At 54.6% G+C, this 20,368-nt stretch carries 15 protein-coding genes and 1 pseudogene; 4 read left to right on the plus strand and 12 right to left on the minus strand.

Annotated elements, in window-relative coordinates:
* Positions 1-57: 57 nt before the first annotated feature.
* The 7 genes and pseudogenes from nuoH to ndhC all read right to left on the minus strand — a co-directional run.
* Positions 58-1,005: pseudogene (nuoH, locus tag METTU_RS16440) on the minus strand (NADH-quinone oxidoreductase subunit NuoH); the annotation flags it as partial.
* The gene (gene nuoG / locus METTU_RS16445) at positions 1,002-3,689 is read right to left on the minus strand and encodes an NADH-quinone oxidoreductase subunit NuoG (protein WP_006892931.1); all 2,688 of its coding nucleotides are present in this window, start codon (positions 3,687-3,689) and stop codon (positions 1,002-1,004) included. The gene nuoG and the pseudogene nuoH, both read right to left, overlap by 4 nt.
* Positions 3,689-4,960, minus strand: coding sequence for an NADH-quinone oxidoreductase subunit NuoF (gene nuoF, locus METTU_RS16450; protein WP_006892932.1), 1,272 nt, complete (start codon positions 4,958-4,960; stop codon positions 3,689-3,691). The genes nuoG and nuoF overlap by 1 nt, the downstream gene beginning before the upstream one ends.
* Positions 4,961-4,966: 6 nt before the next feature.
* Positions 4,967-5,446, minus strand: coding sequence for an NADH-quinone oxidoreductase subunit NuoE (gene nuoE / locus METTU_RS16455; protein ID WP_006892933.1), 480 nt, complete (start codon positions 5,444-5,446; stop codon positions 4,967-4,969).
* A gap of 1 nt (position 5,447) precedes the next feature.
* Positions 5,448-7,187, minus strand: a complete 1,740-nt coding sequence (nuoC, locus tag METTU_RS16460; protein ID WP_050897816.1) for an NADH-quinone oxidoreductase subunit C/D — start codon at positions 7,185-7,187, stop codon at positions 5,448-5,450.
* A 252-nt stretch (positions 7,188-7,439) separates the two neighbouring features.
* Positions 7,440-8,078, minus strand: coding sequence for a NuoB/complex I 20 kDa subunit family protein (locus METTU_RS16465; RefSeq protein ID WP_006892935.1), 639 nt, complete (start codon positions 8,076-8,078; stop codon positions 7,440-7,442).
* A gap of 8 nt (positions 8,079-8,086) precedes the next feature.
* Positions 8,087-8,491, minus strand: a complete 405-nt coding sequence (gene ndhC / locus METTU_RS16470) for an NADH-quinone oxidoreductase subunit A (protein ID WP_006892936.1) — start codon at positions 8,489-8,491, stop codon at positions 8,087-8,089.
* Positions 8,492-9,258: 767 nt separating this feature from the next.
* On the opposite strand from ndhC, the gene METTU_RS23750 reads away from it, so the two are divergent.
* Genes METTU_RS23750 through METTU_RS16485 form a run of 3 tightly spaced genes read left to right on the plus strand, consistent with a single transcriptional unit; the run spans position 9,259 to position 10,497 of the window.
* Positions 9,259-9,474 carry a hypothetical protein gene (locus METTU_RS23750; protein ID WP_169624962.1) on the plus strand — a complete coding sequence of 72 codons (216 nt, stop codon included), beginning with the start codon at positions 9,259-9,261 and terminating at the stop codon, positions 9,472-9,474.
* A 10-nt stretch (positions 9,475-9,484) separates the two neighbouring features.
* Positions 9,485-10,081 (plus strand): hypothetical protein, encoded by a 597-nt coding sequence (locus METTU_RS21905; protein WP_006892939.1) that lies wholly within the window; start codon positions 9,485-9,487, stop codon positions 10,079-10,081.
* Between the two features lie 14 nt (positions 10,082-10,095).
* Positions 10,096-10,497: a glycine zipper family protein gene (locus tag METTU_RS16485; protein WP_006892940.1), complete on the plus strand. Its 402-nt coding sequence runs from the start codon at positions 10,096-10,098 to the stop codon at positions 10,495-10,497.
* A 223-nt stretch (positions 10,498-10,720) separates the two neighbouring features.
* On the opposite strand, the gene putA is transcribed toward METTU_RS16485, so the two are convergent.
* The gene (gene putA, locus METTU_RS16490) at positions 10,721-13,819 is read right to left on the minus strand and encodes a bifunctional proline dehydrogenase/L-glutamate gamma-semialdehyde dehydrogenase PutA (protein ID WP_006892941.1); all 3,099 of its coding nucleotides are present in this window, start codon (positions 13,817-13,819) and stop codon (positions 10,721-10,723) included.
* Positions 13,820-14,522: 703 nt separating this feature from the next.
* On the opposite strand from putA, the gene METTU_RS16495 reads away from it, so the two are divergent.
* On the plus strand, positions 14,523-15,698 hold the full coding sequence (locus METTU_RS16495; protein WP_006892943.1) for a trypsin-like serine peptidase: 1,176 nt from the start codon (positions 14,523-14,525) through the stop codon (positions 15,696-15,698).
* A gap of 1 nt (position 15,699) precedes the next feature.
* Here METTU_RS16495 and METTU_RS16500 read toward each other — a convergent pair whose 3' ends face one another.
* From METTU_RS16500 to METTU_RS16515, 4 genes are read right to left on the minus strand one after another with little or no spacing between them, the layout of a single operon-like run.
* Entirely contained in the window at positions 15,700-16,923 is a 1,224-nt protein-coding gene (locus METTU_RS16500) for an ABC transporter permease (protein WP_006892944.1), read from the minus strand.
* Positions 16,920-17,600, minus strand: a complete 681-nt coding sequence (locus METTU_RS16505) for an ABC transporter ATP-binding protein (RefSeq protein ID WP_006892945.1) — start codon at positions 17,598-17,600, stop codon at positions 16,920-16,922. Before METTU_RS16505 ends, METTU_RS16500 begins: the two co-directional genes overlap by 4 nt.
* The gene (locus METTU_RS16510; RefSeq protein WP_006892946.1) at positions 17,600-18,730 is read right to left on the minus strand and encodes an efflux RND transporter periplasmic adaptor subunit; all 1,131 of its coding nucleotides are present in this window, start codon (positions 18,728-18,730) and stop codon (positions 17,600-17,602) included. The genes METTU_RS16505 and METTU_RS16510 overlap by 1 nt, the downstream gene beginning before the upstream one ends.
* A 6-nt stretch (positions 18,731-18,736) precedes the next feature.
* Positions 18,737-20,101: a TolC family protein gene (locus tag METTU_RS16515; protein ID WP_169624964.1), complete on the minus strand. Its 1,365-nt coding sequence runs from the start codon at positions 20,099-20,101 to the stop codon at positions 18,737-18,739.
* Between the last annotated feature and the right edge of the window lie 267 nt (positions 20,102-20,368).

Consider the following 20,368-nt stretch of genomic DNA (forward strand, 5'->3'; position numbering starts at 1 on the left):
TTGGTAGCCGCTTAAACCTCGCTCATTGGCTAGCGCTAGAGGAGAAGCCCGACTGTGCAATGACAAGACGACACCGCCGGTCACCAGCAAATTCAACAGCGCCGCCGGCAGCAGCACTTTCCAGCCGAAACCCATCAATTGATCGTAACGGGGCCGCGGCAACGCCCCCCGCAGCAGAATAAAAAACATGATGCCGACGGCGGTTTTCAGGCAAAACCATAGCAGCGGCGGCAGCCAGGGACCCAACCAGCCGCCGAAAAACAGCGTCACGATCATCGCCGAGCTGAGCGTAATGCCGAGATACTCGCCGACGAAAAACATGCCGAATTTCATGCCGGAATACTCGGTGTGAAAACCGGCCACCAGCTCCTGTTCGGCTTCCGGCAAGTCAAGCGGTGTCCGGCGGCTCTCGGCGACGACGGCAATCAGGAAGATGATAAAGCCGAGAAATTGGGGAATGATGAACCAGCCGTCCCGCTGGGCTTCGACAATCTCCCTTAAATTGAAGGTGCCGGACAGCATCACCACGCCCATGATCGAAATGCCCATGAATACCTCGTAACTGACGGTTTGCGCCGCGGCACGCAGGCCTCCAAGCAGCGAGTATTTGTTGTTGGACGCATAGCCTGCCAGCACGATGCTGTAAACCGACAGCGAGGACAGCGCCAGAAAGTAAAGCAGCCCGAAGTTGAAATCGATGATGCCGACGCCCGGTGCAAACGGGATCACGGCGAAACCGGTCAGCATGGTGATGAATACGATGGTCGGGGCCAGTACGAATACCGGCTTGTCGGCGAAAGGCGGAATCCAATCTTCCTTGAAAAACATCTTGATCATATCCGCCGCCACCTGCATCAATCCGAACGGCCCGACCCGGTTGGGTCCCAGGCGATCCTGCCAGACCGCCAACAAACGGCGTTCCACCCAAACCAGCATCGCCGCAACGACGATCACCGAGACCATAATGCCGATGATGTCGGTCGCATCGCCCAGACCTGCATTCATAACCGATCCTCCTGATTCACTTTCTTTACCGTTACCTGAGTCCAGGTTTTCATGGACTGGAATGCGGGCAATCCCGCTGTTATGCCAAGCAAGCCTCGTGGCAGGGTAGGCTCGATCTGCACCGGAATCTTTAGAATCGATATGCCTAAAAGACTGCTGATTTCCACTGGGTCGCCGCTATCGACTCCCAATGTTTCCGCATCCAAAAAATTCAGCAACACACAAAAAGCCGGTAACCGTTCGGCTATCGCTGGCGATTGCCCGCTTAATTCCTCAGTGCCGAAAATGTGCGGCAGCGGCATGATCCGCCAGCGGCCTTGTTCCGGCCTGAAGGTTGGCGGAATATCGCCGAACCAATCCAGAGTACCGGCTGCTTCAATCAACCGGACTCCGGGATCTCCGTCACGCAGATGGCCGCCGGTTTGTTGCTGGAATTTGTTGATCGCCTGATTGGAGTTCCATCCCGGCGCCCAGATGACCGGCAATAAAGCCGGTGGGACGTGCCCTGTGTCGCCTTCCATCGAAAAAGCGAACGGCGTTTCCGGATCATGCGGCTGACCGGGTTCGCTGACCTTGATGTCGGCATGCATGGCGGTACGCCCGCTGTAGCGGTGGGGTTGACGAGGAATCTTGCTGCCCTTGACGGTGTAATCCGCCCCCGGTGCGGCTTGGACGATAGCGGCAAGATCGGGAAATGCGCTTGCGCAAGCCGCCGTAAGGGCATCGTGATGCCGCCATTGAGAATTTTCCATGACGCTCGTCAGCCACTGCCAGCTGCCGCGCACCGGATCTGTCGCGGGATAAACCGGAAAATACCGCTGGCCCCGTCCTTCATTATTGACCCATGTGCCTTCGGATTCGGCGAAAGTCGCCGCAGGCAACTGCAATTCGGCTTGCGCCGTGGTTTTATTTTCCAGGCTGTCGATGACAACCACATGCGCCGCGGTTTCCAGAAACCTATCCAGCTCCGGCCCCGGCACCCGGCGGTAGAGATCGTTCTCAAGAATAATCACGCTATCGGCCAGGCCGGTGCCGATCCGTTCGAAAGCCTGCTGCAAACTTGCTCCGCCCATGATTGCCAAACCGAGACTGTTGCATTCAGGAACAGTGAACATCAGCTGCTTGTCTGTTGCTGGCAGCGCCTTGGCGACGTTGTAAGCCGCCTGAATGACGTCGAGACTCGCACAACTGGTTCCCGATACGATCAGCGGACGTTTCGCCTGTTTCAGGTTGTCGGCAATAATTACTGCCAGCGCTTGTTCGGCATCGCCCAAAGCGGCAGGCGCGGGGGCCGACTCGTCAAGACAATGGGCGATGGCAAAGCCCAGACGGGCAATGTCTTCCGGGCTGCCGCGATAAGTGTTCGCGGCCACGTCATCCAGGCGGGTGGCGCAAATGCTCGCGATAAACACGGAACTTTTAGCCTGATTCTCCAGATTCCTGACCGCCGCATCCTGCCAGGGCAAAATATGCAGGCTACCGGCCAGATCGAATGAGGCATTCCGCGCCGCCTGCCGCAACGAAAGCGCCAGCCTTGGGGCGCTGTGGGTTACGTCTTCGCCGAGAATCAGCACCGCATCGGCTTGTTCGACTTCCCTCAGCGACGGGGAATGGATGCCGCCGTGACGCATCAGTTCGACAATGGTGTTAAGTAAGATATGTTCGGTATCCTCCAAACCGAGAAAGAAGTTTTCTTCTCCAACCAACGTGCGCAAAGCGAAATTGGCTTCCAGCGAGGCGCGCGGCGAACCGATGCCGATCGCCGGTTTACCCGCTTTCAGCAGTTGGCGGAAATGGCTTTCCGCCGCATCGGCGCTGATCTCCTGATCGTCGAGCCGCGGTTTAAGGATGCGCTTGGGGCTGTTGACGAAACCGTAGCCGAAACGCCCCCGATCGCAGAGAAAATAGCCGTTGACCTCGCCGTTATAGCGGTTGATCACGCGCCTGAGCTCGCCGTAGCGCTCGCCGGGAGCGGTGTTGCAGCCCAGGCCGCAATGGGCGCAAACCGAGGGCGCGGTCTGCAAATCCCATTTTCGCGCATAGTGGGCGCTGAAGGTTTTGTCGGTGAAAACGCCGGTAGGACAAACCTCGACCAGATTACCGCTGAATTCGTTTTCCAGTGCGCCGTCCTCAAAACGTCCGAAATAGACGTTGTTATGCATGCCGAACACCTGAAGATCCTTGCCCCCGGCATAATCGTCATAGAAACGCACGCAGCGGTAGCAGGCGATGCAGCGGTTCATTTCGTGATTGATAAAGGGACCGAGGTTCTGGTTGTTATGGGTTCGTTTCAGACCCCGGTAGCGACGAAAGGTGTGGCCGGTCATGACCGTCATGTCCTGCAAATGACATTCGCCGCCTTCCTCGCAGACCGGGCAATCGTGGGGATGGTTGGTCATCAGCAGTTCGATATTATCGCTGCGAAATTGCCGCGCCTGTTCGGCGGCTATGGAAATGCGCATCGCATCGGCTACCGGCGTCATGCAGGCCATGACCAAGCGCCCGCGTTTGTCTTCGGCATCCTTGTATTGGATAACCGCGCATTGCCGACAGGCGCCCGCCGAGCCCAGAGCCGGATGCCAGCAAAAATAAGGCAAATCCAGACCCAGCGACAGGCAGGCGGACAGCAGGTTGTTACCGTCCAGAACATCATAAGGCTGACCGTCGATTTCAATACGGGCCATTACGCACGCTCCATTGCGATGTAGCGTTCAAAATCCGCGCGGAAATATTTCAGCGCGCTTTGCAGCGGCTCCACGGCTCCGGGGGCCAATGCGCAAAAGGTATTTCCCGGCCCCAGCATGCGGGTTAATCCGGCCAAGGTATCAAGATCTTCGATGCGGCCTTTCCCTGCGATGATGTCTTTCAGCAAGGTGACCGTCCAGGGCAGACCGTCCCGGCACGGCGTACACCAGCCGCAAGATTCCTGGGCAAAAAACTGTTCCAGGTTCAGTACCATGCGTACCGGGCAGGTCTTGTCGTCGAGAACGATGATGACCCCGGTGCCCATCCGGCTGCCGGCTTTGGCTACGGCCTCGAAATCCATGACCACATCCAGGTGTTCGGGCAGCAAAAAATCGGTTGAAGCTCCGCCGGGCAAAAAGCCGCGCAGCTTGTAACCGTCGCGCATGCCACCGGCATGTTGCTCGATGATTTCCCGGATCGGCGTGCCCATCGGCAGTTCCCACAAACCGGGATGCTTGACGCGTCCGCCGGCTCCGAACAGCTTGGTGCCCTTGTCGACGCCTCGCGCCAGCCCCTGATACCACTCGACGCCGTAATGCAAAATGTGCGGCACGTTGCATAAGGTTTCGACGTTATTGACCACGGTCGGCTTGCCCCAAAGCCCGCTGACCAGTGGAAAAGGCGGTTTGGCACGGGGCGTGGCCCGCTTGCCTTCCAGCGCATTGAGCAGCGCCGTTTCCTCGCCGCAGATATATCGCCCTGCGCCGGTATGCAGGACTATCTCCAGGTTGAACGCGGAATTCAAAATATGCTCGCCCAGGTAACCTTTAGACTTGGCTTCCAGCAAAGCCTGTTCGAGACGAAACTTGGCAACATGGTATTCCCCGCGCAGGAAGATATAGGCCTTCTGTGCCTGAATGGCATAGGCCGCAATGATCATGCCCTCGATCAGCTGGTGCGGGTCCTGTTCCAGCAGCATTCTGTCCTTGAAGGTTCCCGGCTCCATTTCATCGGCATTGGCAACCAGATAACGCGTTTGCGATAGGTCATCCAAAGGAACCAAGCTCCATTTAAGCCCGGTACCGAATCCCGCGCCGCCCCGGCCCCGCAACCCTGCATCCTTGACCCATTGCTGCACGTCTTTCGGCTGCAATTCTGCGAGCGCCTTGCGTAGCCCTTGATAACCGCCGGTGCTCTCGTAATCGGCCAGCGTGGTAAAAGCGCGATCCGGGCGGATGTTTTTAGTCAACGGCTTAGCCAACGTTTCCATAGCGCCTCACCTTCCGAGAATCTCGTTAACGGCATCTTCGGTGATGTCGAACTTCAGCTCATTCCCCACCATCACGACCGGCGCATGATCGCAGGCGCCCAGGCAGACAATCGGCAATACCGTGTATTCGCCGTCCGCGGACATTTCGCCCAACTCGACGTTCAAATGCCGACACAAGCTTTCGCCTACTTGGTCGCTGCCCAGCATCCAACAGGTCACGCTGTTGCAATAATGAATGACGGTCTTGCCGACGGGTTGGCGGTAAATCAGGTTGTAAAAAGTCGCCACCCCTTCCAGTTGCGCCGGTGATATGTCCAACAGCTCGGCCACCGCAATAAGGCATTGGTCGGAAACCCAGCGCCGGTGTTTTTGGACGATTTTCAGCGCCTCGATGGAGACGGCGGTTTTATTTTCGTAATGACTCATCTCGGCGTTAATCTCCCGGATTTCGGCGAGGCTTAAACCTTCAAAAATTGGCTCGTTCATCTCAGCGGTCCACGTCGGCCATCACAAAATCGATACTCGCCAGTATCGCAATCAGGTCGGCGACCATCATGCCCCGGCACATCATCGGAATCATCTGCAAATGCGGGAAGGACGGCGTGCGGATACGGGTGCGATACGACATGCCGCCGCCATCGCTGGTCAGATAGTAGGCATTCAAACCCTTGGTCGCTTCGACGGTTACGCAGGACTCGCCGACTGGAATCACCGGCCCCCAGCTCACAGCGAGAAAATGCTGGATCAGGGTTTCTATATCATGCAGCGTTTTTTCTTTGGGCGGCGGCGTGGTCAATGGATGACTGGCCTTGTAAGGCCCTTCCGGCATATTTTCCAGGCATTGTTTGATGATGCGAAGGCTCTGGCGCATCTCCTCGACCCGCACGGTGCAACGGTCGTAACAGTCGCCGCGATGGCCGGTGGGTATTTCAAATTCGTAGTTTTCGTAGCCGGAGTAAGGACGCGCTTTGCGGTAATCCCATGCCAATCCGGTGGCTCTAAGGCCCGCGCCGGTCACGCTCCAATCGATCGCTTCCGCCGTGGTATACGCGCCGATGCCTTGGGTGCGGCGCTTGAGGGTGCTGTTTTGCAGCACCAGCTTGTCGTATTGATCCAGACGGTCGGGTAAATAATCGATAAACTCGCGTATGCGTTTATCCCAACCTTTGGGCAAATCCATCGCGACACCGCCGATTCGAAAGTAACTGGAATGCATTCGCGCGCCGCTGATCGATTCCAGTATATCGAACACCTTTTCGCGATCGATAAACATATAAAAGATCGGCGACATCTGCCCCAAGTCCTGGGCGTAAGTGCCGTAAAACAACAGATGACTGGCAAGACGGTAGAGTTCGCAGATCATCACGCGAATGGCCTGGGCGCGTTCCGGAACTTGGATTCCGGCCAGTTGCTCCACGGCCAGCACGTAAGGCAGGTTGTTCATAGATCCGCCCAGATAATCGACGCGGTCCGTGTAAGGAATGTAGGTGTGCCAGGACTGCCGTTCGCCCATTTTTTCCGCGCCGCGATGGTGATAGCCGATGTCCGGCAGCGCATCGACAATCTCCTCGCCATCCAGTTGCAGGGCGATGCGGAACACGCCGTGTACGCTGGGATGATTGGGGCCCATGTTCAGGAACATGAAATCGCTGTCTTCACTTTGCCGCCGCATGCCCCAATCTTCGGGCACGAAACGCAAGGCGTCTTGTTCGATGTCCTGCTGCTGGTCGGAAAGGCTGAACGGTTCCATTTCGGTCGCACGAGCATAATGATCCTTGCGTAGCGGATGTCCCTGCCAGGTCGGCGGCATGATGATGCGTTTGAGATGCGGGTGGCCGTCAAAGACGATGCCGAACATATCCCATACTTCGCGCTCGTACCAATTGGCCGAGGGCCACATATCGCTGATCGTCGGGAGGGACAAATCGGCTTCGGTCAACGCAACCTTGAGGCGAATATCCTCGTTGCGGTCGAACGAGAGCAAATGATAGACAACGGTAAATTCACTGTCGGGAAGGCCTTGCCGCTGAGTGCGCTGGCGCTCGTCGATGGCGGTCAGGTCGAACAGCAGCCCATAGGGAGAATCCGCCTGCAATTTTAGATAACGAAGATTTGCGCGCAGGTTTGGCCGGGAAATCCAAAGCGTGGTGATGCCATCGCGGGTCGGCTGAACGGTAAAGTCATTGCTGCCGGTTAGTTCCGCCAGTTCGCGTACGATCTGCGGCACGTCAGCAGGAATAGCGATGTTGTCAGCGTTACCGTCCAATGTATTCCCTCCATAATGTTGTTTCGGAGTTCAAAGCTGGCTTTGAACGGAAAAAATCAGTTTGTCCACGAAAAGCACGAAAATATCTAAAGGGAACTGCCCAGCTGCGCTGTAAATCATCAGCGCATCAATGTATTTCGTTGATAAATTGCCGTTTTAGGTTTACCCGTACAAGGCCAGCCTTGTACTCCAGCATGTTTATCCCTGCCACGGCTATATCTCGTCAGGACTCCTCAACTGCCGCGTACGCATTCTTTCTTCCGTCAGTAAATCGCGGTAACTGGGTTGAGGTGCTTTAATCACCGTTTGATCGCCGACCACCCAGCTTAACGGGCGTCTTTCCTTGCCTATCGCATCCTGCAACAGCATCAATCCTTGCAGCAACGCTTCCGGCCTGGGCGGACAGCCCGGCACGTAAACATCCACCGGTAAAAATTTATCCACGCCCTGCACGACGCTGTAAATGTCATACATACCGCCGGAGTTGGCGCAGGAACCCATGGATATAACCCAGCGCGGTTCCAGCAATTGATCGTAGAGCCGTTTGACCACCGGGGCCATTTTTCGGAACACCGTCCCCGAAATGACGATCAAATCCGCCTGACGCGGCGATCCCCGGATCACTTCCGAACCGAAACGGGCAATGTCATGACGGCTGGTGAATGCGGTCGCCATCTCCACGTAGCAGCAAGACAGGCCGAAGTTAAAAGGCCAGACGGAATTGGATTGTCCCCAGGCGACCATATCCTCAAGCCTAGCGAACAGGAAATTGCGGCGTAGCGCTTCTTCATAAGTCTGCTGCCCGGATTGCGGAGCGGGATCTGTCTCCGCTTTGGTTAGAGTCCAATGCATAATCCCCCCTATGGGCTGCTGTTACGCTGCCTGCGGGTACGCCAATCCAGAGCGCCTACAGCCCACAGGTAAATCAGTGCAGCGATTAATATGCTGATGAAAATCAACGCTTCGATAAAACCGGACCAGCCCGCTTCTTGCAATGCCACCGACCAGGCAAACAGGAATACGCTTTCCATATCGAAAATAACAAAAAAGATGGCAAGCAAATAAAATTGAACGGAAAAACGGATATGCACATCGCCCGCAGCAACAATACCCGATTCAAACGGTTCGTCGGCAGCTTTAGCGTGGTGTCTTTGTCCCAACAGATACGCGCCGCCGAGCATGACGCCGGTGATAGCGACGATGGCTCCGAAATAGATGATCAATGGGAGCAGATGGGTGGCGAGAATAGCTTCGGAGTTCTGCATATCGGAGCCTCATTTTATCTATTAAAGATATGAACTCTACTGCGGAAGTGCTTTCAGCCTGATTGGCTTTGATAGACAGGTTAGAGAAGCCCGATCATTTGTACAATCCGTAGAAATGCTTAGGACTCCATCAATAATAACTTCCGCTTAGGGTTCCCATGCTCTGCGTGGTAACCCGGTCAGGGACGCTCCAGCGTCCCGAACCGCAGAGCGGTTACCCTCGTTCCCACGCGCCGCGTGGGAATGCAGTGCCGGACGCGCTGCGTCCCGTATATGGCGTAGCGCGCCTTGACCGCATTCCCACGCAGAGCGTGGGAACGATAAGTTTATATTTCAGGAAGTTATTACCGACCCTATCCTTATTAGGATGCAGATAAACAGGCGATTGAAATTTTTTATTCACCACGCAGCCCGTAGTCATACGTATTGATAAGGCGATTTTATTGTGGAATTATGAAATCGATTTTTCATTGATCCGTTCTGCATATAGGGTGCCGAAAGCAGAATTCTACTTGAGCTTGTTGAATCTTTCTGCCCGGATTGAACCGTGATCGACACTTGAAAAATAAGCACTACGCAACAAGTCCGACTGTATTTCCGAGTAATAGGTTACCCAACCGACTGAGGAGAGCCAACAATGCGTCGCTTAACGTTAGCAATCGCCCTTGCCGGGATCATCTGCATTCTGAATGGTTGCGCCATTTATGCTACGCCGTACGACAATATCGGCATTTCTTACAATTACGCTCCCTACGGCGGATATGGTTATGGAGGTTATGGAGGTTACGGCCATTACGGATTTAGGCCACGCTTCTACGGCGGAGGCGGAGGAGGATATGGTTGGAGGGGCCATGGACGGGGCGGTCGCGGTTGGCGAGGACGCGGTTGGCATTAAAGCCGGATTTATACGCCAAACTCATCCAGTCAGGACAACAGCCATGTTAAGTCGACTCCAGCTCTCTTTAGTCCATTTCGGTAAATGAGGACATGACAATGATGCCCGGAAGATTATCAATTTTGTTCATGATCCTTATTGCCTTGTTATCTAGCGAAGGCTCCATGGCCCGTGACGGCGGTGGGCACGAAGGCCGCTCCGGCGGCGGCCGCGGGGACGGTTTTGGTGGTGAGCATAAACGCGGTTTTAGCGGCGACCGGGGCAGCCGTTTTGGCGATGCCCATGTCGGCGAGTCCAGAAAAGGTCATGTTGGAGCACCTCGCCGGCATGACCATGGCAGGGCTGGTTTTTTTATAGAATCGCCCTATTCCCGGCCGAATTTCTATTACTGGCCTTACTATACCTTTGAACCCTATTATTCCTCACCGTCTATCATAATGCCGTCCAGCCCTCCCGCTTATATCGATCAAGGCACTGCGCTCAATATCCAATCATTCGGGCCGAACAGCTGGGACTATTGCTCAAGTCCTGCCGGTTACTATCCCTATGTCCAAGAATGTTCGGCAGGATGGCAGAGAATTGAACCCCAACCCATAGAGCAGCAGCCCGGCTATTGGTATTACTGCACCGATCCTCCCGGCTACTATCCCTATGTCAGGGAGTGTTCGGCTGTCTGGCGGAATGTTGTTCCTTAACGGAGGTGTGCCAAATGTTACAGATCCTGACAATCCTGATGTCTGTTTTCTTACTCAACGCTTGCTCGATAATGCCGAGCGGTCCCAGTGTTTTGGTACTGCCGGGCATCGGTAAAAACTTCGATCAGTTCCATAATGACGATCTGGCGTGCAGGCAACTTAGCCACACACAGATTACAACGTCGCGGCAGCAGCCCGACTCCAAAGAAGATGCTCAACAAGATTATGACATCAACTATATCCAGTGCATGTACGGCAAAGGGCATCGAATTCCGGTGCCGGATGAATTAATGTACAACTCTCGGCTGGAAGAATGGTTTCCGCCGCCCCCGGATATGCCTGCGCCGCCTCAAGCGGCTGGCCCTGAGCCGTCCTTAAATTCATTACCTGCGAAAGCCGCAAAAGCTCGCAAATAGGACTCGGATCAAACGGGTTTTATTTCTCTTATCGTTGTCCGAAAAGATTTTGTTCTCCTTGCTTGAGGACATCTGTCGGACGTGCCGTGCGCTCCTTTTAGGAACGTGCATGAGCAAATCTCCAATAGCCGGAGTGCAGGCTTCGCCTGCAAACGCAAGCAAAGCTTGGTACTCCCGCTACAAACTTATGCCGCGAGTTGTTCACGTTATTTCATGCTCATTCCTAACGTAAATCCTGAGCCAGCAAACCGGCATTGCCGCCTATCGCGGCAGTGTTTGTGGCGACGGTCTGTTCGATGACGAAGCGACGCAGATAATCCGGGCCGCCCGCTTTCGGGCCGGTGCCGGACAGCCCCGTGCCGCCGAACGGCTGCACGCCGACCACCGCGCCGATCATATTCCGGTTGACATAAATATTGCCGACTTTTACGCCCTGCCGGATGGTGTTGACGACGGCATCGATTCGGCTGTGTATACCCAGCGTCAAGCCGTAGCCGGTGGCATTGACAGCGGCAATGACCTGATCGAGTTCCGATTCGCGGTAACGGACAACATGCAATACCGGCCCGAATACTTCCTGAGTCAGTTGCGATAACGACCGTAGTTCGATCAGGCTGGGCGGGAAAAAACTGCCCTGCTCCAAACCGTCCGGCAGCGGCAGTTGATAAAGCAGCTGCGCCTGTTCCTGCATGACGCTTAAATGTGCGGTTAATGGCGTTAGTGCGGCATGGTCGATGATCGGGCCTATGTCGGTTTGATAAACGCCGGGATTGCCGACCGTTAATTCCTGCATCGCCCCGATCAGCATCGCGATGGTTTTATCGGCGATATCCTCCTGCACGAATAAAACCCGCAACGCCGAACAGCGCTGACCGGCACTGTTGAAGGCCGAGACCATGGCATCCTGCACCAGTTGTTCAAGCAATGCCGAGCTGTCGGCGATCAGCACATTCTGTCCGCCGGTTTCGGCAATCAGCGGGACAATAGCCTGATGATGTTGGGCCAGTTGCAGGTTAATGAACTGCGCCGTGGACGTGGAACCGGTGAAAACAACACCGGCAACTCGGGGATCGGGAAGTAACTGCTGTCCAAATACGCTGCCGCCGACCGGCAAAAACTGCAACACCGATTCGGGTATACCGGCTTGATGCAATAACCGGATGCAGCGCATCGCGGTTAATGCGGTCTGACTGGCCGGTTTGGCGATAACCGTATTACCGGCGGCAAGCGCCGCGGCTATCTGGCCGATAAAGATGGCGATCGGGAAATTCCACGGACTGATGCAAACATAGACGCCGCGGCCGTAATGATAAAGCCGGTTTTCCTCGCCGGTAGGTCCGGGCAGCCTGACCGGTTCGCCGAACAAGTCAACCGCGGACTGGGCGTAATAGCGGCAAAAATCGACAGCCTCCCTGACTTCAGCCAACGCGTCTTTAATCGTGCGGCCGCCTTCCCGTATACATAAAGAAACCAACTCCAGACGATGCAATTCCAGAAGATCGGCCGCCTGTTTCAAATACCCGGCGCGCTGTGCAACAGGGCAAAGCCGCCAGTCGGTGAATGCCTGGGAGGCTTCGTTTAACGCTTCGTCAATAGCAGCCGGTTCGGCGAAAACGACTGAGCCAACCGTCAAGCGGTTATCGTAAGGGTTAACGATAAGCCGTTCCTTACCGGAGCTAGGACTGCCGTTTATTAACGGCATTGCCGTCCAGTGCTTATCGGCCAACGCATCCAGACTTTGCTGCACCGATTCCAGTTGCTCGGGATCGGCCAAATTTAGCCCGGAGGAATTAAGCCGCCACTCACCGAATAAATTGCAGGGCAATACGATTAGCGATTGATGGGCCGAGGTCTTTACCGCAGCTACCGGATCGCTAACCAGTTCGGCGACGCTAATATCCGGATGGCTGATCTGGTTGATGAAAGAGGTATTTGCGCCGTTTTCCAGCAAGCGCCTGACCAAGTAAGGCAGCAACTGACGATAATCGCCGACCGGCGCATAAACGCGGCACGGAATCCGCCAGTTTTTAACTTCGATAATTTCCCGGTAAAGCGCCTCACCCATGCCGTGTAAACGCTGGAATTCATAACCCGGATGTTGTTGTCCGAATTGATGGATAGCGGCGACGGTATGCGCGTTATGGCTGGCGAACTGGGGATAAAAGGCATCCGGTTTGGATAAAATAAACTGCGCGCAGACCAAATAGGATACGTCGGTCGCCGACTTATGGGTGAACACCGGGTAATCGCTCAACCCGTTTTCCTGCGCCCGTTTTATTTCGCTGTCCCAGTAAGCGCCTTTGACCAAACGCAACGGAATCTTCCGTTGTCGGCATTCGGCCAGTCCGGCTAACCAACGAATGACCGGCAGCGCTCTTTTTTGATAGGCTTGCACTGCCAAACCCAGTCCCGGCCAAGCGTCTAAATCGGGATGATTAAAAACCGCGGCAAAAATATCCAGCGACATGTCCAGGCGTTCGGATTCTTCCGCATCGACAGTGATCGCAATATTCGCCGTGCGTGCTGCCTGCGCCAGCGTCAGCAATTTATCGCTCAACTCCTTGACCGCACGGACATGCTGCAACGGCTCGTAACGGGGACATAGCGCCGATAATTTAATCGAGATACTCGGATTGGCGTAAATGTCAGCAGAGGCCGCATGCCCGGCCAACGCATTAATGGCCGAACGGTACGCCTGGAAATACTGCTCGGAATCGGCCTGCGTTAACGCCGCCTCCCCCAGCATATCGAAAGAATAGCAAAACACCGGGTCCTGCCCGCTACGCTGAACGGCATCCTGCATAGACTCAGCAAAGACAAACTGCAACGCCAGATGCTGCATGGCCTGCTTTATTGCGGTACGTATTAACGGCGCTCCCATCCGGGATAGCAGTTGTTCGAAGACTTGCGGCCCATGATGCGCTTCAAAGTCTCCGGCAAATAACAGCGCTTTGGTGGCTAAATTGACCAGCGGGGAATCGCTATGCTGTAAATGGCTGTGCCAGTCTGCGCCGGTCAGTTTTTCCTGTAAAAACAGGTCTTGCGTGCGGCTGTCGGGAATACGCAGCAAGGCTTCGGCGATCCCCATTAAAACCACGCCTTCATGAGAATTAAGCTGATATTCCTGCAAGAACGCTTCAATCGCGGTTTGCCGATGTTGATTTTTCCTGACTGCGGTAACCAGCGTTTCGGCGCAATCGCCTATTGCAGCCGGATCGTAACCGGCTAATACCGCTGATAATTCACTGATGAGGCGTTTCTCATCGGCTAGATAAGCCTGATTAACGGCTTTTCGTAATTCGGCTAACGGTTCTTGAGTCATAGCGGTTAACCCATTGGCAAGGATCTCCGGACTCTTGGCTGCTAACCTTTGAAACCGGAAATTGGATCAAAAAAACAGACCGATCAATTGATTTTCATTGTTCCATAGCAGGGGCGCAAGTCAATTTCTTTCGTTGCCGCTTAACTGAATGATGTCAATCGGCGTTCAAAAGTTATCACCTGTCAGCGTCAAAATTAACCAGAAATCATTCATTGTTCGTCATGGAAACGGAGCGTGAGCGAAGTAACGACGACTTGTATGGATGCAAGGAGGTGGAGCACCAAAAAATAGGCGCTTTAGGCGCCGCAGGCATAAGCGGTCACGTGACTTTTGCCACTTGCTTGCTGGATACCCAAAACGAAAATAATGCCCCCGATCGCCCATCATTTCTCATTCATTATGAGAGTACACAGCTTAAACCACTGCCTTAAAACCAGGGCCCGCTATATTTTATAAAAATTGCAAAAAAACTTTCAAATTCAATTTAAGACCATGAATTCGTAATAATACTAATAGTATTTATACAAATTGTTTTTAAATTATTTCCATGGGAAATTGAGAGCCGGAAAGAAAGAAACAAGTAAAACTATAGATGTACAAAACAAGTTAGGCGATATATAGACCGATGTGCTCACTGTAGTAATCAATTGAGTCGGCCCCCATTGATTCTTTGATTCTAAACTGAAGATATGAGGAAGAATCTATGGCAAACAAACAGACCAAAGGACAAAGCAAGCCCGGGCCGATAACGGCCGAGGAGATGCTGCGACTGGAAAACACCCCGGCGTCGCGAGCAATGCCCGACGAGATACGGGAGCAGCTCTACAGCCGTAGGATGGTGATTTCCTCAAGCCATGCGGAGTTCGACCCGCGCAAGCACTTCAGCCGGGTGGAAGGAGAGGAAGGCGCGTGGCAGCTGGATACGGACTATCCCGTCGTCAGCGGGATTCCGGTGCGAGAGATGAAGCGTGTGGAGCCGGACTCGCTGAAGGTCGCGCCGCGGAAAACAGTGCGTGTCGACGCGTTCCGTCCGGAGTGGCAGCCGCACATCTACCACCCGAAAATGGCTCGATTCGCGGATGAGCGAACCATGCTGCGTAGGAAATCGGGTGCATTGGTACGGCCTCACATCGTGTTTAACAACGACGACCGCGCAATCTTTCTGCCGGAGGGGTATCCCTGGCACTGCGTGGGAAGGGTGTTCGTGAAGACGCCGGAATCCGGCGCTGCCTGGAAGGTCACCGGAACAGGAACACTGGTGGGCGCACGTACGGTGCTTACGTCCGGACATTTGATCCCGTGGGGCCGGGGAGATGCAATGATCAAGTTCGTTCCCGGCTACTTCAATGGAAATTCAGTGGTGGGTGCAGGAGTCGAGAGTTGGGGGACCCATGTGCATGGCTACAACGCAGGACAGAGACAGGCCTGGGATCTTGCCGTGATCCGGTTGGAGGATGCACTGGGTGACTGGCTGGGCACTTTCGGCGCGAAGACCTACGACGACGACTGGGAAGACGACCCGCGATGGACCTTGGTGGGCTATCCGGGTGAAATTAACGTGACGGCGACGTGGTGGCCCCCCGGCCTCACGAGTACCAAAGTCAATGGCGAGTTCCCGACCAGGCAATTCGGCATCTCGGTCGAAGACGACGATTCGGACGGCAACGCATTGGAGATCGAACACCACGGGGACTCCACCGACGGAAATTCCGGCGGCCCTTTGTTCGGTGACTGGCCGAAAGGCCCGTATGTGATCGGCGTCGAAAGCGGTGGGCAGACCGCCGAGTTTCTGGGAGTCACGCTGGAGCAGAACAACGTGGCGGCCGGTGGGAACGGTATGGTCGATCTGGTGCGATGGGCGAGAGAGAACTGGCCATGAACTATTGAAACCGTAGCGCTTCGATAGGCTTAAGATCTGCGGCTTTGCGCGCGGGGTAAAAACCGAAGAATACGCCGACGGCTACGGCTACGCCAAACGCGAGCAATACCGAACTGAGCGTTACGACGACCAGCGCGTCATTGAATCGGCTGAAGAAATAAGCGCAAGCGATGCCCACCACTACGCCAATGAAGCTTCCTGCCAACGAAATCATCACGGCTTCAAACAGAAATTGCAGCAAAATATCGCGTCTTCTTGCGCCTATCGCCATGCGGATGCCGATTTCACGGGTTCTTTCGGTAACCGAAACCAGCATGATGTTCATGATGCCGATACCGCCGACCAGCAGCGACACCGATGCGATCGCGCCGAGCATCGTCGACATGGCCTTGGTGGTGCCGGCAGCGGCTTGGGCTACTGCGGTGAGGTTGCGGACCGAAAAATCATCCTCTTGTCCGGGATGAATCCTGTGCCTAACCTTAAGCAATTCGTTCATGCTGCGTTCGGCTTTGTCCATGACTTCGGCTGATTTGGCTTTGACCATGACGAAGCGAACCATGCCGGGGAATTGATTGCCGAACAGTTGGCGCTGAGCGGTGGTAATAGGAACAAACACGGTATCGTCCTGATCTCTTCCATCCAGGCTTTGGCCTTTCGACGACAAGATGCCCAGCACCAGGAACGGACTGTTTTTCACCCTGACCATTTTTCCGACCGGGTTCTCATCGCCGAAAAGATTGCGAGCCACGGTTTGCCCCATCAGCAGCACCCGCGTTGCCGAGCGTATATCGCTGTCGCTGAAGGCTTCACCCGAAATGACCGGCCATTCCCGGACTTCGAGATAAGCGGGCGTGGTTCCGGACACCTGGGTGCTCCAGTTGTTCGAAGCGTAAATAAGTTGGGCGTTGTTGGGGAGGGTTGGCGCGACTGCGGCGATTTCCGGTAATTCGCCGATGGCTTGCGCATCGGCCAAGGTCAGTGTCGGTACGGTCCCGGAACCTTGCCTTAAACCTCCGGCCGAAGTTGAGCCCGACAGTATGATGAACAGGTTGCTGCCCATTGAGGCGATGGATTCGTTGACCATCAATTGCGCGCCCTGGCCGATCGCCAGCATCATGATCACCGCCCCGACCCCGAACACCATGCCCAGCATAGTTAGCAAGGTGCGCATGCGATTGGCGCGCATCGCCTCCCAACCTTCGCCTAATAATGAGCCGATGATCATGATGGCTGATCCGTTGCAATTCGTCCATCGACCACCCGGATCAAGCGCTTGGCGTGGGCTGCAATATCGGCTTCATGGGTGACCAGAATGATCGTGATATTCTGCTCTTCATTCAAGGTCTGAAAGATTTTCATGATGTCCCCACCGGTTTGGGTATCGAGGTTGCCGGTCGGCTCGTCCGCCAGAATCAGTTTGGGGTCGGTGACCAATGCCCTGGCGATGGCTACGCGCTGCTGCTGTCCGCCCGACAATTGATTCGGCCTGCGATCGCCGAATTGAGCCAAGCCGACTCGCTCCAGCATCATAGACGCTTTTTCGCGTCGCTCTGCCTTGCTTTTTCCGGCATAAAGCAAGGGCAATCCGATGTTGTCCAAAATCGAGCTTCTCGGCAACAAGTTAAATCCTTGAAAAACGAACCCGATCAAGCGGTTTCGCAATAAAGCCAATTCGTCAGAGTTTAAGGCGGCGGTGTCCCTGCCTTCCAGATAATAATGCCCGTCTGTTGCGGTATCCAGACAGCCGAGTATATTCATCAGCGTCGATTTTCCTGAACCGGAATGCCCCATGATCGCGACGAACTCGCCGCTTTCGATGTTGAAACTCACATCCTTAAGCACCGGCATGTTTTCCAAATAATATTTAGACAGTCCGCTGACGCTGATCAAAGGGCGTTCCATCAAAATGCCCTGACCCGGAAGCTGCTTTGTCCCTGCCCCTTGTCCTCAGCCTTGCGCTCGCTCTGGTCTTCGAGAATCACTAAATCGCCTTCTTTTAAATCCCCGCTGGTTATTTCCGCATACTTGCCGTCGGCGATGCCGATCTGTATGGGAACCGCCACAGCTTTATTATCCAGACGGTAGACATTCTTGCCGGGCTTGCTAATCCCTCCGGCAGGACGGAACTTGAGCGCCGCCAATGGCAGTTTCAGGATGTCGTTTCTTTCGTCAATGACGATGCTGACGAAAGCGGTCATGCCCGGCAACAAAATTTCTTCCGGGTTATTCACACTAATCACCACGTCATAGGTGACCACATTCTGCAACACTTTGGAATCCAGCCTGATGCGGAAAACTTTCCCCTGAAAAACCCGATCAGGATAAGCATCCACGGTGAAGTTCACCGTTTGATTGACCCGAATGCCGCCGACATCGGCTTCGGCGACCGAGGTGTCGATCTGCATGTGTTGCAGGTCCTGGGCGATGGTGAACAAGGTCGGTGTTTGGAAGCTTGCGGCGACGGTTTGCCCTATATCGACATTGCGCGACACCACGACGCCCGAAACCGGGGATTTGATGATGGTGTAGCCCTTGTTGGCTTTATCGCGTTTAAGCTGGCCGATGGCCGAAGCCACTTGCGACTTGGCGGCTTCCCGTGCCTGGATGGATTGATCGAGATCCGATCTGGCCACATAATCCTGCGCATATAGCTCCTTAGACCTTGCCTCATTCGCTTGGGCAAGTTTGAGCGAGGCCTGGGCATTGGCAAGATTCGCCTGGCTTTGTTCGAGCTGGGCATTGATCAATGAGGGATCGATTTCCGCAAGCACTTGGTCTTTGTGTACCCGGTCATTAAAATCGACATTGAGCTTGTTGACCACGCCTGAAATCTGCGTACCGACATTGACCAAAACCACCGGATTTAACGTACCGTTGGCGGAGATCGTCTTGACGATACTGCCCCTGGCTATTTTTTCCGTGCGGTAATGCGGGACTTCTTCCGCTGCGCGCCAGACATTGAAGCCATAAATGCCCGCAGGAATTGCGATCAGGCTGAAAACAGCGACTAACTTATACCGAAAACGTGCCATAAGGTATTACCTTGTCGGGATAGAAGAAAAATCCAATCGCCCCAATGCCTGGGCTAATTGGGCTTTTTGCGTCAGCCAGGTGTATTGGGCCTGGATTAATTGCAGTCTGGCATTGGCGTGACTGGATTGCGCATTCAAAAGATCGATAATATTACCGGCCCCGGCTTTGTAGCGACCCATCGCCACCCTTTCGGATTGAAAAGCGCTCGCCACCAGATCTTCACTGCTTTTGAAACTCTCGTGAGCGGTATTTAACAGCTGGTAGGCTCGCCAGACATCCAGGCTCACCGATTGCTCAAGCTGATCGTAATTGGCGCGCTTGACTTCGAGCTGCTCCTCCGCGCTTCGGATTTGGTAAGTCGTATTGAAGCCGGTGAACAACGGAAAACTGACTTGCATACCTATCGTCCAGCTCTGCGTATCGCTAGGCAAGCTGGTGTGGTTGTAGCCGTAATTCCCGATTAAGGAAATGCTCGGCAGATGGCCTGCCTCGGCGGCTTTAACGTTCGCTTCGGCCGCTTTAACCGTGGCCTCGGCGGCGGCCAGATCGGGACGCATCAATTTGGCCTCTTCGATCAAACCATGCACCAGCGTGTCCTGTTCGGCATCCGGCTTTGGCAAGAACGGAGCAGCGATATTCAAACGATAGTCGGCTTCGAGCCCCAGCGCATTGGCCAAGCTTCCGACCGCAACTCTGGCATCGCCCTCGGTCTTTTGACGATTAAGCTTGGCCTGAGCGAATGCTGTCTTCGCCTGTAGCGCATCGGCCAAAGCCGCCGCGCCGACTTCATAGCGCTTTTGAGCCGCATTGAGCGCTTCATTGCCGGCTTTCTCCGAGACCAGCGCGGCTTCTGCGGCGGCTTGCGTCGCAAAAACCTGATAATAGGCCTGAATCGCTGCAAACATCACGGTTTGCAGCGTTGCATCATGAGTCCAATTCGAAGCTTCCAGGGTTTTTTGGGCGCTTTCAAGCTGCGCTTCGCGACCGCCGAAGTTATAAAGCAGATAATTCAGGCTGACGACCGGGGTGAAACGATTGATCGGCTGCGAAGAAGCGCCTCCGCCGCTGCTGATAGTGGTTATCTGCAAGCTGCTGCTGGCGGAATTCATACTGCGCGAAACCGAGGTGTTCAGCGTGACCGTCGGTAAATAGGCCGATTTAGCGATCCCGACCTGCCCTGCCTGGAAACGTGCATTAGCCCAGGCTTGACGGGTTTGCGGATTGCTGCAAAGCGCTTGGTCGATCACATCCACCATCGTCCAGGCATGATCGGTATCTTTGTTCAGGCGACAAGGATCTTCAAGCGCCAAATGGTTTTTTCCGGGGCTTTGGCTCACTTGCCGAGTCGTGGAGAAAGGATCGTCCAACATTCCGTCCGACCCCGAAGAAGCGGCAAAGGGCCATGACAGCAAGCAGCTTGCGAGCAAAACACGCACTTTCATAGTCGGGCGAACATTAGAGAGGACGCGCAATGATGATCGTAAGGCATCGCACCCCAGAGTGTATCGGTCCTATATCGAATCATTTAATCTCCAGCGTGGCCTTAAAAAAGCGTGGTGCATTGAAATATTATAAATGACGGATCAGATAGCTTACGATTCTATCAATGTCTGTACGCTGATGCATAGTACTCGCTG

Source organism: Methylobacter tundripaludum SV96 (assembly GCF_000190755.2).
Lineage (GTDB): Bacteria > Pseudomonadota > Gammaproteobacteria > Methylococcales > Methylomonadaceae > Methylobacter_A > Methylobacter_A tundripaludum.

Bases quoted from the DNA above. Each gene is read 5' to 3' on its own strand.
- METTU_RS16500 (WP_006892944.1), bottom strand. From the start codon at position 16,923: ATGATCATCGGCTCATTATTAGGCGAAGGTTGGGAGGCGATGCGCGCC.
- METTU_RS16515 (WP_169624964.1), bottom strand. From the start codon at position 20,101: ATGTTGGACGATCCTTTCTCCACGACTCGGCAAGTGAGCCAAAGCCCC.
- METTU_RS16510 (WP_006892946.1), bottom strand. From the start codon at position 18,730: ATGGCACGTTTTCGGTATAAGTTAGTCGCTGTTTTCAGCCTGATCGCA.
- METTU_RS16495 (WP_006892943.1), top strand. From the start codon at position 14,523: ATGGCAAACAAACAGACCAAAGGACAAAGCAAGCCCGGGCCGATAACG.
- nuoE (WP_006892933.1), bottom strand. From the start codon at position 5,446: ATGAACGAGCCAATTTTTGAAGGTTTAAGCCTCGCCGAAATCCGGGAG.
- METTU_RS16485 (WP_006892940.1), top strand. From the start codon at position 10,096: ATGTTACAGATCCTGACAATCCTGATGTCTGTTTTCTTACTCAACGCT.
- METTU_RS16465 (WP_006892935.1), bottom strand. From the start codon at position 8,078: ATGCATTGGACTCTAACCAAAGCGGAGACAGATCCCGCTCCGCAATCC.
- ndhC (WP_006892936.1), bottom strand. From the start codon at position 8,491: ATGCAGAACTCCGAAGCTATTCTCGCCACCCATCTGCTCCCATTGATC.
- METTU_RS21905 (WP_006892939.1), top strand. From the start codon at position 9,485: ATGATGCCCGGAAGATTATCAATTTTGTTCATGATCCTTATTGCCTTG.
- nuoG (WP_006892931.1), bottom strand. From the start codon at position 3,689: ATGGCCCGTATTGAAATCGACGGTCAGCCTTATGATGTTCTGGACGGT.
- nuoF (WP_006892932.1), bottom strand. From the start codon at position 4,960: ATGGAAACGTTGGCTAAGCCGTTGACTAAAAACATCCGCCCGGATCGC.
- METTU_RS23750 (WP_169624962.1), top strand. From the start codon at position 9,259: ATGGAGGTTATGGAGGTTACGGCCATTACGGATTTAGGCCACGCTTCT.
- METTU_RS16505 (WP_006892945.1), bottom strand. From the start codon at position 17,600: ATGGAACGCCCTTTGATCAGCGTCAGCGGACTGTCTAAATATTATTTG.
- putA (WP_006892941.1), bottom strand. From the start codon at position 13,819: ATGACTCAAGAACCGTTAGCCGAATTACGAAAAGCCGTTAATCAGGCT.